Annotated in this window: 12 protein-coding genes; 9 read left to right on the top strand and 3 right to left on the bottom strand. The window is 58.3% G+C overall.

Going from position 1 to position 13,039, the window contains the following annotated elements; translation table 11 throughout:
* Positions 1–71: 71 nt before the first annotated feature.
* Entirely contained in the window at positions 72–464 is a 393-nt protein-coding gene (locus tag C8K63_RS03945; RefSeq protein WP_146176368.1) for a hypothetical protein, read from the bottom strand.
* Between C8K63_RS03945 and C8K63_RS03940 the strand changes: the two genes are divergently transcribed.
* The 4 genes from C8K63_RS03940 (at position 463) to C8K63_RS03925 (ending at position 4,395) form a co-directional block, all read left to right on the top strand.
* Entirely contained in the window at positions 463–1,812 is a 1,350-nt protein-coding gene (locus C8K63_RS03940; protein WP_108215492.1) for an MFS transporter, read from the top strand. The two genes, C8K63_RS03945 and C8K63_RS03940, sit on opposite strands and share 2 nt — an antisense overlap.
* A 99-nt stretch (positions 1,813–1,911) precedes the next feature.
* Entirely contained in the window at positions 1,912–2,604 is a 693-nt protein-coding gene (locus C8K63_RS03935) for a fumarylacetoacetate hydrolase family protein (RefSeq protein WP_108215491.1), read from the top strand.
* 42 nt (positions 2,605–2,646) lie between these two features.
* Positions 2,647–3,405, top strand: a complete 759-nt coding sequence (locus C8K63_RS03930; RefSeq protein WP_108215490.1) for an SDR family oxidoreductase — start codon at positions 2,647–2,649, stop codon at positions 3,403–3,405.
* A gap of 33 nt (positions 3,406–3,438) precedes the next feature.
* Positions 3,439–4,395, top strand: a complete 957-nt coding sequence (locus C8K63_RS03925) for a 2-hydroxyacid dehydrogenase (protein ID WP_108215489.1) — start codon at positions 3,439–3,441, stop codon at positions 4,393–4,395.
* A 73-nt stretch (positions 4,396–4,468) separates the two neighbouring features.
* On the opposite strand, the gene C8K63_RS03920 is transcribed toward C8K63_RS03925, so the two are convergent.
* Complete coding sequence (locus C8K63_RS03920; RefSeq protein WP_108215488.1) at positions 4,469–5,377, bottom strand: AraC family transcriptional regulator; 909 nt, start codon at positions 5,375–5,377, stop codon at positions 4,469–4,471.
* 165 nt (positions 5,378–5,542) lie between these two features.
* Here C8K63_RS03920 and C8K63_RS03915 point away from each other — a divergent pair, with 165 nt between their 5' ends.
* From C8K63_RS03915 to C8K63_RS03905, 3 genes are all read left to right on the top strand, one after another.
* Positions 5,543–6,592 (top strand): NAD(P)-dependent alcohol dehydrogenase, encoded by a 1,050-nt coding sequence (locus tag C8K63_RS03915; RefSeq protein ID WP_108215487.1) that lies wholly within the window; start codon positions 5,543–5,545, stop codon positions 6,590–6,592.
* Between the two features lie 44 nt (positions 6,593–6,636).
* A complete protein-coding gene (locus C8K63_RS03910; RefSeq protein ID WP_108215486.1) occupies positions 6,637–7,659 on the top strand; it encodes an alpha/beta hydrolase in 1,023 nt (340 codons plus the stop codon).
* Between the two features lie 87 nt (positions 7,660–7,746).
* Positions 7,747–8,955 carry an MFS transporter gene (locus C8K63_RS03905; RefSeq protein ID WP_108215485.1) on the top strand — a complete coding sequence of 403 codons (1,209 nt, stop codon included), beginning with the start codon at positions 7,747–7,749 and terminating at the stop codon, positions 8,953–8,955.
* A gap of 108 nt (positions 8,956–9,063) precedes the next feature.
* Here C8K63_RS03905 and C8K63_RS03900 read toward each other — a convergent pair whose 3' ends face one another.
* A complete protein-coding gene (locus C8K63_RS03900) occupies positions 9,064–10,053 on the bottom strand; it encodes an isopenicillin N synthase family oxygenase (RefSeq protein ID WP_108215484.1) in 990 nt (329 codons plus the stop codon).
* Between the two features lie 206 nt (positions 10,054–10,259).
* On the opposite strand from C8K63_RS03900, the gene C8K63_RS03895 reads away from it, so the two are divergent.
* Positions 10,260–12,296: an NADH:flavin oxidoreductase gene (locus C8K63_RS03895; protein ID WP_108215483.1), complete on the top strand. Its 2,037-nt coding sequence runs from the start codon at positions 10,260–10,262 to the stop codon at positions 12,294–12,296.
* Between the two features lie 132 nt (positions 12,297–12,428).
* A complete protein-coding gene (locus C8K63_RS03890; RefSeq protein ID WP_108215482.1) occupies positions 12,429–12,812 on the top strand; it encodes a VOC family protein in 384 nt (127 codons plus the stop codon).
* The last annotated feature ends 227 nt before the right edge of the window (positions 12,813–13,039 follow it).

Below are 13,039 nucleotides of genomic sequence, written 5' to 3'. Positions count from 1 at the left end.
AATACAGAGAATTAATTGAATCCGTGTGTGATGTGTCGTTTGTCCAAAAAACCACGAGCACACAAAAATCATTAATCTTTTAAAAACATCATCTTATGAAACACATTAAGCATAACCAAGGAAATGAGCTGATTTGATTTTTCTTGGACACCTGCATCAATCGCCTTTTTCAGGAGAAAAAACGATCTAACGCCTCCGTTGATTTTGCATGGTTGTACGACCACTGTGGCAGGCAATGCAGCCCGACCCTTCCAAAAACAATCAAAAGGTGTGCACTCATGAACCTGCTTTTTTCTCTCGCCAACCCTCCCCCGACCGAACCTGTCCGAAGGCGTATCTGAGCGCCTGACAGCGGCTGTCCGCGCCTCTCCTTCCAGTAGCGATTGCTCTGCCCCGGCACTGGAGGCACGGCTTCGGCTGCGCGCGAACATCTCGATTCTTCCAACAAAAAAAGGTCTACTCATGTCGAACTCGCACACCTCCTCGTCCACCGCGCCGTCGGTGAGCGCCGGCGCCCGGGACGCCGCACTGTCTCAGCGCCTGCCGACACGTCGGCGCTGGTTCATGCTGTCGTTGCTGCTGATTGCAACCATCATCAACTACATCGACCGCGTGAACATCTCGATTGCCGCACCGTTCATGGCCAAGGATCTGGGCCTGGACAAGATCGAAATGGGCCTGATTTTTTCCGCGTTTGCCTGGACCTACGCACTGGCCTTGGTCCCCGCCGGGTTCATCGCCGATCGCTTCGGTTCCCGGTTCACTTACGGGGTGTCGCTGATCAGTTGGTCGACGGTCACCGTGTGCCAAGGCTTTGCCACAGGATTCGCTTCGCTGTTCGGGCTGCGCCTGGCCGTCGGCGCCATGGAAGCTCCAGCGTTTCCGGCCAACAGCCGAGCGGTGACGGTATGGTTCCCGGCCCGCGAACGGGGCTTGGCCAGCAGCATCTACGTGTGCGGCCAGTATTTGGGCACGGCACTGTTTACCGGCGCGCTGTTATGGCTGGCCACGACCTATGACTGGCGACACGTGTTCTACAGCACCGGGATACTTGGCATTGTGTTCGGTGTGATCTGGCTGTACCTGTACCGCGATCCGTTGAACTGCAAGAACGTCAGCCAGGAAGAGCTCAAGTACATCGAAGCCGGGGGTGGACTGGTCAAGAGCAGTCAGGAACGCACCCGGTTCAACTGGCGGCAGATCGCCGAGCTGTTCAGTTATCGGCAGATCTGGGCGATTTGCATCGGCAAGTTCGCCAGCACCTCGGCGTTGTACTTCTTCCTGACCTGGTTCCCGACGTACCTGATCGAAGAACGCAAGCTGACCATGATCAAGGCCGGGATCTTCGCGGTGCTGCCGTTCGTGGGGGCAACGGTCGGCATTCTGCTGGCCGGCATCGTCTCCGACCTGCTGATACGACGCGGCTACTCAATGTCCTTCGCGCGCAAGTTGCCATTGGTGGTCGGATCGATGCTGGGCATGTCGATCGTCCTGGTGAATTTCACCGACTCGAACGTGATCTGCATTGCCGTGCTGACCATTGCTTTCTTCGCCCAAGGGATTGCCTCGTCATCGTGGGCAGCCGTATCGGAAGTCGCGCCCAAGGAACTGATCGGCCTGACCGGCGGGATTACCAGCCTGGCCGCCAACATCGGCGGGATCGTCACTCCGATCGTGATTGGCGGCATCGTCCACGCGACAGGCTCGTTTGCCTACGCCTTCTGGTTCATTGGCGGCGTGGCGCTGATTGGCACCCTGTCCTATTCGTTGCTGCTCGGTCGCTTGTACCGCATAGAACTCAAGGTGCGCTGAGTCAAAAAAACCGTATTTCTCCAACATGAGGCGGCATTCGTCCAACTTCGCAAAAGATTGCCGCCGTACGCTGACGCTTCTAACAGGACTACTACAAAAATGATGATGACCGAGTATGTGTTTACCCCGGATCTGCCCGTGACCTTGCCGGTTGCCGGCAGCCAGCAGCGTTTCCCCGTTGGCCGGGTATTTTGCGTCGGCCGCAACTACCCGTGGCCAGACACCCAGGGCCAGTCCCGCCAGCCGCCCGTGTTCTTCATGAAACCGGCGAGCAACGTGGTAGATGCGGCGGGTGAAGTGGCGTTCCCGCCGTTGACCGAAGAGTTTGCCCACGAAATCGAATTGGTCGTGGCCATCGGTGAAGGTGGCGCCAATATTCCGCAGAGCCAGGCGCTGGCCTATGTCTGGGGCTACGCCGCCGGGCTGGATCTGACCCGTCGTGATGTCCAGCGCTCGGCCAAAAGCAATGGTTTGCCGTGGGAAGGTGCCAAGGTGTTCGACGGCGCCGCGCCGATGACCGCCATCGTGCCAGTCACTCGCGCCGGACACCCGGACGGCGATTTGTGGCTGAACGTCAACGGCGAAGAGCGCCAGCGCGACAGCCTCGACAGCCAGATCTGGTCAGTCAGTGAAATCATCAGCCGCATCTCGCAGTCGGTAGCGCTGCGGGCCGGTGACCTGATCATGACCGGCAGCCCGGCTGGCGTTGATGTGCTGCAGCCGGGCGACATCATCAACGCCGGGATCGACGGCATCGGCCAACTGGAAATGCGCGTCGGTCAGCGACCTTGAACCCGGCTTACGCCCTCGTGAATTGAAGAAGGAGATAACAACATGAACAGTCCTTTGAAAGTGGCTCTGGTGAGCGGCGCCGGTAGCGGAATCGGCCGCGCCGTGGCCCTGGCTCTGATGGCCGACGGCTTTACCCTGGTATTGGCTGGTCGTCGGCCAGAGCCTTTACAGGCATTGGTCGGATTGGCGCTCAGCGAAGGACACGAAGCGTTGGCGGTGCCCACTGATGTGCGCGACCCGGCCAGTGTCGATGCGCTGTTTGCCACCATCACCGAGGTCTACGGACGCCTCGACGTGGTGTTCAACAACGCCGGGGTCAACGCCCCTGCGGTGCCGCTCGATGAGCTGACGTTCGAGCAGTGGCGCAACGTGATCGACACCAACCTCAACGGCGTTTTCCTCTGTGCCCGTGGTGCCTTCGGACTGATGCGCCGGCAACAGCCACAAGGCGGACGCATCATCAACAACGGCTCGATCTCGGCCCATACCCCACGCCCGTTCAGCAGCGCCTACACCGCCAGCAAACACGCGGTGCTGGGACTGACCAAATCCCTGGCCCTGGACGGCCGCGAATTCAACATCGCCTGCAGCCAGATCGACATCGGCAACGCCCTCACCGAGATGTCGGTGCGCATGACCAAAGGCGTGCGCCAGGCCAACGGCACCATCGCGGTGGAGCCGATGGTGGACGTCAAGCATGTGGCCGATGCCGTGCGCTACATCGCCGCTCTGCCGCTGGAGGCGAACGTCCTGAACATGACCGTCATGGCCAGTGCCATGCCGTTTGCCGGTCGCGGTTAAACCGGACTTTTTATTCTGTTACGCGAGGTTTACATGAAGCCAGAAGTCTTGCAGCTCAGCCCGATCCTGATCCCCGAAATCAACACGCGGCTCGATGAGCTGTTTACCGTCAGACGTTACTTCCAGCAGGCCGACAAGCCGGCTTATTTGCAGGAACACGGCGCGAACATTCGCGGGGTGATCACCGGCGGCCACACCGGAATCAGCCAGGCGCTGATGGCGCAATTGCCCAAACTGGAAGTGGTGGCGGTCAATGGCGTTGGCACCGATGCGGTGGATCTGGCTTACGCCAGGGATCGCGGGATCCGCGTGACCGCAACCATCGGCGCGCTGACCGAAGATGTCGCCGACCTGGCCATCGGCTTGTTGATTGCCGTGTGCCGGGGTCTGTGCACCAGTGATCGTTATGTGCGTTCGGGGCAATGGCCCCATAGCCCGACACCGTTGGCCCCGTTGCCGTTGGCGCGTCAGGTGTCGGGCATGCGCATCGGCATCGTCGGCATGGGCCGGGTCGGCCGTGCCGTGGCGACCCGGGCCGCAGCGTTCGGCTGCCCGATCAGTTACACCGATCTGCAGCCGATGAGCGATGTGAACCACACTTTCATCGCCGATCTGAAGCAGCTGGCCAGCAACAGTGATGCGCTGATTCTCGCCGCCGCTGCCGACAAGGCTGAAGCCATCATCAATGCCGAGGTGCTGCAGGCGCTGGGCAAGGACGGGTATCTGATCAACGTGGCGCGCGGCAAGCTGGTCAACGAGGTCGATCTGGTGGCGGCGCTTGCCGCTGGTGAGATCGCGGGTGCGGCGCTGGATGTGTTTGTCGATGAACCGAACGTCCCCGAGACACTGTTCGGCAACGAGAACGTGGTACTGCAGCCCCATCGCGCCAGTGCGACGCTGCAGACCCGCACGCGGATGGGAGAGATGGTGGTGGCGAGCCTGGTGGACAGTTTCGCCGGGAGAATACCGCAGGGTTCCGTGACTGACTGACGGTTGGCCGCCGAGGAGACGTTGCGTCCCGCACGTGGACCAACCACCATTTTTGAATGACCTCACCCTGTCGCTACCCTGCCCCTCGCAACAGCGCAATATCTCGTTTAGGCGGCACTCCAAACAGTCGGCTGTATTCGCGACTGAACTGCGAAGGGCTTTCATAGCCGACTTTGAACGCCGCGCTGGATACATCCTGATGCTCGTTGAGCATCAGGCGCCTCGCCTCGTTTAGCCGTAGCCATTTCTGGTACTGCAACGGGCTCATTGCAGTGAGCTGGCGGAAATGGTGGTGAAAGGTCGGCGTGCTCATTTGCACCCGGCCGGCAAGGTCATCGACCCGCAGGGCCGAGGCGTAATTCAATTTCAGCCAATCGATGGCTTTGGCGATCCGATAGCCCTGACCATCGACAGACGTGATTTGTCGCAACCTGCCCGCCTGATCACTCTTCAAGAGACGGTAGTGAATTTCACGCTGGATCAAAGGGGCGAGAACAGGAATGGCTTCCGGTTCATCGAGCAGCGCCAACAAGCGCTCGAACGACGCCAGCATGGCTGCGGTCACTGAACCGATGCCCACCCCTTTCGCGACCGAACGTTCACGGGTGGGCGGCAGGTCACTCTGCGCTATCAGCTCTGCCAGCATGCGCAAATCGAGCTTGAGCGTCAGCCCGAGGCACGGTTGTTCCGGGCTCGCCGCGAGCACCTCCGAGTTGGCCGGCAAATCCAGTGAGGTGACCAGAAAACGCGAAGCGTCATACGGATAACCCTCACCGCCTACCCACAGCTGTTTCTCGCCTTGGGCGACAAGAATGATGCTCGGTTCGACCATGCAAACAACGGGCGGCGACGGGTGTTCGCGCCTGAAGAAGCCGAGGCCTGCAATCGAGGTTGCGTAGTCACCGGGTTTCAAGACCCGCGAGCCAATGACCTGGGCGAGCGCCTCCTGGGGCGATGTGGCGGTTTCGTGTTGGGTCATCATGAACGTCTCATACCTCTTCGCTGAACTCTAACCCGCCCGCCCGCAACCGTCCTGCGATAGAACGAAGACTCATAGAATCAGGCAAGTAATCCAGCGGATTGCACTACTGAGAGCCTTGTCAGAACGGGAAAATGTCCATCCGACAAATTCTTTGAGGTCTCTCCCATGCTTGTACAAGCCTATGGTGCTCATGCGGGCGACAAACCCCTTGAGCCTTTGCAGATCCGCCGCCGTCACCCCGCCGCCCATGACGTTCAGATTGATATCGCCTTCTGCGGTATCTGCCATTCGGACTTGCATCAGGTGCGTGCCGAATGGGCAGGCACTCAGTTTCCTTGCGTACCGGGGCACGAAATTGTCGGCCGTGTATCGGCGGTGGGTGCGCACGTTTCGGACTTCACTGTTGGAGACCTGGTCGGTGTCGGTTGCATCGTCGACAGCTGCAAACACTGTGACGACTGTGAAACCGGCCTGGAGAACTACTGCGACGGCATGATCGGCACCTACAACTTCCCGACCCCGGACGCACCCGGCTGGACGCTCGGCGGCTACGCGCAAAACATTGTGGTGCATGAACGTTATGTTCTGCGCATCCGCCACCCGGAGGAGCAACTGGCCGCCGTCGCGCCGCTGCTGTGCGCGGGCATCACCACGTACTCCCCGCTGCGTCACTGGAACGCCGGGCCGGGCAAGAAAATCGGCGTGGTCGGTATCGGTGGGCTGGGCCACATGGGCATCAAGCTGGCCCATGCGATGGGTGCTCACGTCGTGGCGTTCACCACCTCTGAATCCAAGCGCGAAGCAGCAAAACAACTGGGTGCCGATGAAGTTGTGGTGTCGCGCAACGCTGAAGAAATGGCTGCGCATGCCAAGAGCTTTGACTTCATCCTCAATACCGTCGCAGCCCCGCACGATCTCGATGCCTTCCTGGTTCTGCTCAAGCGAGACGGGGCGCTGACCCTGGTCGGTGCGCCCGCCTCACCACATCCGTCGCCCAACGTGTTCAACCTGATCATGAAGCGCCGGACGATTGCCGGCTCAATGATCGGCGGCATCGCCGAAACGCAGGAGATGCTGAATTTCTGCGCGGAGCACGGCATCGTCGCCGACATCGAGCTCGTTCGAGCCGACCAGATCAACGAATCCTACGAGCGGATGCTCAAGGGCGACGTCAAGTATCGCTTCGTGATCGACAACGCCACCTTGGCTGGTTAAGCGAAGACGCCAGCGAATTACCACTCAATCGAAAGGGCTATCCAGTGAAAGGCATTCTTCTTGCCCTCGGGCTGCTTGTTACCTCATTTTCTTCAATGGGCGCCGATAGGTCGAACGGTGCAGACAACTTCTACAAAAGCGACAAGGTGACCGTAGAAAAGGTCACCTTCAAGAATCAATACGGTATGAAGGTGGCAGGCAACCTGTTCACCCTAAAGAGTCTCGATCCTCAATCCAAGAACGCCGCGATCATTGTCGGTCATCCAATGGGCGCAGTGAAGGAACAGAGTGCGAACCTGTACGCCACCAAAATGGCCGAGCAGGGATTTGTCACGCTGTCGCTGGACTTGTCGTTCTGGGGCGAAAGCGCAGGTACGCCTCGCCAAGCGGTTTCGCCTGATATCTACGCCGAGGACTTTAGTGCCGCCGTGGACTACCTCGGCACTCGCCCGATCGTCGATCGAGAGCGTATCGGCGTTATCGGCATCTGCGGTAGTGGCAGCTTCGCGATCAGCGCCGCCAAGATCGATCCACGTCTGAAGGCCATCGCCACCGTCAGCATGTATGACATGGGGTCGGCCAACCGTAACGGCCTCAAGCACTCAGTCACGTTGGAGCAACGCGAGCAAATCATTCGCGATGCGGCGCAGCAGCGTAACGCGGAATTCTGGGGCGGCGAAGTTCGCTACACCAGCGGCTCACCACTAAAGCTGACCGGCAACGCCGTGGGTGATGAGTTCTATGATTTCTACCGCACTGCGCGCGGCGAGGTCACCCCCGCTGGCGCATCGCCGCAAACTACTACTATGCCGACGCTGACCAGCAACGTGAAATTCATGAACTTCTATCCGTTCAACGACATCGAGACGATCTCCCCTCGCCCGCTGCTGTTCATTGCTGGCGCCCAGGCACACTCACTCGAGTTCAGTGAGGACGCGTACAAGCGCGCCGCCGAGCCTAAAGAACTGCTCATCATTCCAGATGCCGGGCATGTGGATCTTTACGACCGGGTCAACCTCATTCCATTCGCCAAGTTGACCTCCTTCTTCAAAAGCAACCTGAAGTAACTGGCCAGTGCCCCTGACCGACACCGGTTCTCTCTCGCGGCCTCGTTCACGGGGCCGCAACGCTTCGCGCATGACAGGATTCAATCAATGACCAGCCACTCCCTCCACGCCCCCCGGAAAGCTGAACCCTCGTGGGGCGCCGTATTCGCCATGTCACTCGCCGCCTTCGTGCTGGTGGCATCGGAGTTCATGCCCGTCAGCCTGCTGACGCCGATTGCCGCCGATCTGCAGATCACCGCAGGGCAAGCAGGCCAGGGCATTTCTGTCTCTGGGCTGTTTGCGCTGTTCGCCAGCCTCCTGATCGCTGCGGTGGCGGCGCGGTTCGACCGTAAGCCTCTGCTGATGTCACTGACTGTGCTGATGATGATTTCGGGAACAGTGGTCGCGTTCGCGCCGAACTACTGGGTGTTCATGGTCGGCCGCGCATTGATCGGTGTGGCGATCGGCGGCTTCTGGTCGTTGTCGGCGGCAACCGCCATGCGCCTGGTGCCTGAAGACCAGATCACTCGGGCCATGGCAATCGTCAACGGCGGCAACGCTCTGGCGACGGTGATTGCAGCACCTTTGGGCAGTTTCCTCGGTTCCTTGATCGGCTGGCGCGGTGCGTTTATGTGCGTCATTCCGGTCGCGGTAGTCGCCAGTGTCTGGCTTTTGTTCAGCCTTCCAGCGATGAAATCGCAAAGCGTTTCAGGCACTGGAAATGTCTTGAAGTTGATGAAAAGCCTGCCCGTCGCGTTAGGCATGTTGGCGGTCAGTGTCTTTTTCATGGGTCAGTTCATGCTGTTTACCTATTTGCGACCGTTCCTTGAAGCCGTCACGCATGTCAGTGTTTCCATGCTCTCGCTGATGCTGCTCGTCCTCGGTCTGGCGGGCCTCGCGGGAACCTTCCTGATTGAAGCCTTCTTGAAAAATGGCCTGCATCGCACCCTCATCGTCATCCCGATCTTGATGGCGGTGATCGCACTGGCGCTGGTTTCATTCGGCAGTTCGGCGGCCACCACCACTGTCTTGCTGGGTCTCTGGGGACTGGTTGCGACTGCGGCGCCGGTGGGATGGTGGACGTGGCTGGCGAGGACATTGCCGGAGGCAGCTGAAGCGGGTGGCGGTTTAATGGTGGCGATCATTCAACTGGCCATTGCCTCGGGTGCAACCGTCGGCGGGCTGGTGTTTGACTCGAGCGGCTATCGAGCGACCTTCGAGTTGAGCGCCGCGTTGCTGGGCGTGGCGGCTGTTCTTGCCTTCCTGGCTGCACGCGCAATCTCGCGGGAGCCTGTTACATCGGCAAACATCGCTTGAAAAAAACCACAAGACACGCCAAGGCGTTTCTTGTGGTTCTGGTGGAACATTCGTTCGCAGGCTGGCGACTTTGACCTCCAATCAGCATCTTCGTAGCCAGAAGAACGATCATGCCTTCTCGGTTTCTTTCAGGTGCGCATAGCTATCAACAAATCGCTTAAATTTGTGTTTGCCACACGTGTACGCTTCATACTTCGCAGGCAAAGTCTCACTCACGCAGGTTGACACAGGCTCAACAACCGCATCGAAATCCAAATCAATAAAGAACGGTATGGAATAACGTTCCAGGCCGCTGGTATTGATGACGCGATGCATTGTCGATGTGTATCGATCATTGGTCAGGGTTTGAACCAGATCACCAATGTTGACGATAAACGTGCCTTCAACCGGTGGTGCAGTAACCCACTCCCCAGCACGATTCATGACCTGCAAACCGCCAACTGCATCTTGGGACAGGACTGTCAGGAAACCGTAGTCCGTGTGAGCCCCAATACCAATCTCTTCTTGGGAAACCCTACCCATCTGGGGCGGGTAACGCAAAATTCGCTGAATAGTGATGGGCTTGCGCTGAAGACGTTCAAAGTAATCCTGTGGCAAACCTAAACTCAGCGCAATTGCGCCGATGAGCGTTCTCGCGAGCGCCAATACAGCGCCATGATAAGCGTCGGCAACCTTCTCGAATTGTGGCAGTGCGGAAGGCATTTGATTAGGGCCAAAAAATGGAGAAATATCATCGTAATGAGCGCCGTAATCAAAACACTCTTTAAAGTCGCGGGTGTTGGCAGGGTCTACGTTCTCCGCATACATCGGTATATAGCCGCGCAGCGTCAGTCCGGAGTTGACGACATTAAGATCGTTTTTCTCCTCATATGGAAGCTTGAAAAAATCCTTGCTCAGCCTGTACATGTTGTCTATCAACTGCTGATCAACACCATGATTTTTAATATAAAAGAACCCCACCTTTTCGCATGCATCACCTATTTGGCTTGCCACCTGCAGTGGATTATTACCGTTGATAAGTGGCGACACATCTATGATTGGAATTTCAGTAAAAGCTGTTTGCCTGCTCGCCAAACGACTATCGGATAACGCTGTCACGTAGGCTCTCCTTTTAAAAATCATATTAAGGCAGCGGGTTCAGAAAGACCCCCTGACGATCCCCCCTGTTCGAATCGATCTTAATCCTGGTTTTTCCACCGCGCAAGAAAAATGTACACCTGTGTCTCACTCATTGACACAAGTGAACATTCGACCTACCGTCATGTCAAACCAAGCCTGATGTTCTGTTCCCGGAGCGCAACACCATGTCCAGCGATCCCTTGCTGCAGCCCTATAAGATCAAGCACCTGACTCTCAAAAACCGGATCATGACCACCTCCCATGAACCCGCCTATCCTGTCGACGGCATGCCAAAGGATCTGTACCGCGCTTATCACGTTGAGCGCGCGAAGGCCGGTGTGGCGCTGACCATGACCGCAGGCTCCGCCGCTGTTTCCCGCGACAGCCCGCCGGTGTTCAACAACGTGCTGGCGTATAAAGATGAGGTGGTCAAATGGATGAAGGATCTGACCGACGAATGCCACGAACACGGTGCGGCGGTGATGATTCAGTTGACCCACCTGGGAAGGCGCACGCGCTGGGACAAGGCTGACTGGCTGCCGGTCGTCTCGCCGTCTCATCGCCGTGAAGCGTCCCACCGGGCCTTTCCGAAAAAGATGGAAGACTGGGACATCGATCGAATCATCAAGGACTACGTGGATGCCGCCGAACGCATGAAGGCGGCGGGCCTCGATGGTCTGGAGTTGCAGGCTTACGGTCACCTCATGGATCAGTTCTGGTCGCCATTGACCAACGATCTTGACGGCCCGTACGGCGGCTCGCTGGAAAACCGACTGCGCTTCACCTTTGACGTCCTGCGCGGTATCCGCCAACGCTGTGGCGAAGACTTCCTGCTCGGGGTCCGCTACACCGGCGATGAGGACCTGCCCGGTGGCTTCGGTGCGAAGGACGGCATGCAGATTTCTCACATGCTCAAGGACAGCGGTCTGGTCGACTTCCTCAACGTCGTACGCGGGCACATCGATACCGATGCCGGCCTGACCGATGTGATTCCGATCCAGGGCATGCGCAACTCTGCGCACCTGGATTTTGCCGGCGAGATCCGCTCGGCCACCGGCTTCCCTACTTTCCATGCGGCCAAGATCCCGGATGTCGCCACGGCGCGACACGCCATTGCCTCCGGCAAGGTAGACATGATCGGCATGACCCGAGCGCATATGACCGATCCGCACATCGTGCGCAAGATCATCGAAAAGCGCGAAGAAGACATCCGCCCCTGCGTAGGGGCCAACTATTGCCTGGACCGCATCTATCAAGGCGGCGCGGCGTATTGCATCCACAACGCCGCCACCGGGCGTGAAACCACCATGCCCCACGAAATTCCCAAGGCGCCGGCCAAGCGCAAGGTGGTGGTGATCGGGACCGGCCCCGCGGGTCTGGAGGCGGCGCGGGTCGCCGGTGAACGTGGCCACGACGTCACGGTGTTCGAAGTCGCCGACCAGCCCGGCGGGCAGATCCGCTTGACTGCGCTCAGCGAACGGCGCCGCGAGATGATCAGCATCATCGACTGGCGCATGGCGCAATGCGAACGCCTGGGTGTGAAGTTCCACTTCAACACATGGGCCGAGGCCGAGACGGTGCTGGCTGAAGAGCCGGATGTGGTGATCGTTGCCACGGGCGGCTTGCCGCACACCGAAGTGCTCAAACAGGGTAACGATTTGGTGGTGTCGACCTGGGACATCATTTCCGGCGACGTCAAGCCCGGCCAGAACGTGCTGATCTTTGACGACGCTGGCGACCATGCGGCGCTACAAGCAGCAGAGGTCATCGCCAACAGCGGTGCAAAACTGGAGATCGTCACGCCTGACCGGTCGTTTTCGCCGGAGGTGATGGCGATGAACCTGGTGCCTTACATGCGCAGCCTGCAGGACCTGGACGTCACCTTTACCGTCACGTATCGGGTCGATTCCGTAGAGAAGCGCGACGGACAGTTGGTTGCCAACTTCGGCAGCGATTATGGCCAGGTGCATAAACAGCGGGCGGTCGATCAAGTCGTGATCAACCACGGCACCCTTCCCCTGGACGATTTGTACTTCGATCTGCGACCCCATTCGAGCAATGACGGCGCAGTCGAGCAGCACAATCTGATCGCCGGCAAAACCCAGAACATCGTGACCAACCCTGAAGGCCGCTTCCAGCTGTTCCGGATCGGCGATGCGGTCTCGGCGCGCAATACCCACGCCGCCATCTACGATGCGCTGCGGCTGTTGAAAGACATCTGAAGTCATGCCCCTGACTTCAAACATCAGGGGCAACTTTCACAGCAAAGCATTCGCACCGTCATTCATTTCTGATATCCGACGGGTCTCTGATCCGTCGGCAGCCCAATCACCACCAACAGTAAGGAAACAAAGATGTCTGTTTTTACTCATGTCACCGTCGGCACTAAAGATCTGCAAAAAGCACGCGCATTCTATGATGTTGTTTTGAAGGAAATTGGCCTGAACCGCGTTACCGATCTCGATGAGGCCGGCTCCATCTGGGGCATCGATAAGCCTTCGTTCTTCGTACTCAATCCGGCTAATGGAAATCCGGCCACCGTCGGCAATGGTGTCACCGTCAGTTTCGAAGCACCGAACCGCGCTGCTGTCCATGCCTTCCATACAGCTGCATTGGCAAACGGTGGCGTTTGCGAAGGCCTGCCAGGCTCACGTGGCTGGGCGGACAATGCCTACGCTGCCTACGCCCGGGATCTGGATGGGAACAAGCTGGCGGTGTATTGCTTCAAGGCTGAATAGGGCGTGGTGTTGGGTTAAGGAGAGCGGCGCTTTTCGTTTCTGGAGGAGTGCCGCTTTTTTTTGTTTTTTATCTGGGGATGGGGGTGAATTTCCGTTTCTGTGGTCACGGCTACTATTGGTTTCGCTTTTACAGCCAGCCCTTTCAAGGTCTTCGTTTAGAATCCCCTAAAAACCAGTCAGGGTGACGAAAACGATGTGGACAGAAGTTCTAGCGCGGTTTGAAAAAA

The organism is Pseudomonas sp. GV085 (assembly GCF_003050925.1).
Classification (GTDB): Bacteria; Pseudomonadota; Gammaproteobacteria; order Pseudomonadales; family Pseudomonadaceae; genus Aquipseudomonas.
The sequence above is the reverse complement of the archived record's forward strand: the minus strand, read 5'-3'. Positions and strand labels throughout refer to the sequence as shown.

Excerpts from the sequence above, each read along its gene's own strand:
- C8K63_RS03925 (WP_108215489.1), top strand. The coding sequence starts at position 3,439 with ATGAAGCCAGAAGTCTTGCAGCTCAGCCCGATCCTGATCCCCGAAATC.
- C8K63_RS03935 (WP_108215491.1), top strand. The coding sequence starts at position 1,912 with ATGATGATGACCGAGTATGTGTTTACCCCGGATCTGCCCGTGACCTTG.
- C8K63_RS03905 (WP_108215485.1), top strand. The coding sequence starts at position 7,747 with ATGACCAGCCACTCCCTCCACGCCCCCCGGAAAGCTGAACCCTCGTGG.
- C8K63_RS03940 (WP_108215492.1), top strand. The coding sequence starts at position 463 with ATGTCGAACTCGCACACCTCCTCGTCCACCGCGCCGTCGGTGAGCGCC.
- C8K63_RS03895 (WP_108215483.1), top strand. The coding sequence starts at position 10,260 with ATGTCCAGCGATCCCTTGCTGCAGCCCTATAAGATCAAGCACCTGACT.
- C8K63_RS03930 (WP_108215490.1), top strand. The coding sequence starts at position 2,647 with ATGAACAGTCCTTTGAAAGTGGCTCTGGTGAGCGGCGCCGGTAGCGGA.
- C8K63_RS03915 (WP_108215487.1), top strand. The coding sequence starts at position 5,543 with ATGCTTGTACAAGCCTATGGTGCTCATGCGGGCGACAAACCCCTTGAG.
- C8K63_RS03920 (WP_108215488.1), bottom strand. The coding sequence starts at position 5,377 with ATGATGACCCAACACGAAACCGCCACATCGCCCCAGGAGGCGCTCGCC.
- C8K63_RS03945 (WP_146176368.1), bottom strand. The coding sequence starts at position 464 with ATGAGTAGACCTTTTTTTGTTGGAAGAATCGAGATGTTCGCGCGCAGC.
- C8K63_RS03890 (WP_108215482.1), top strand. The coding sequence starts at position 12,429 with ATGTCTGTTTTTACTCATGTCACCGTCGGCACTAAAGATCTGCAAAAA.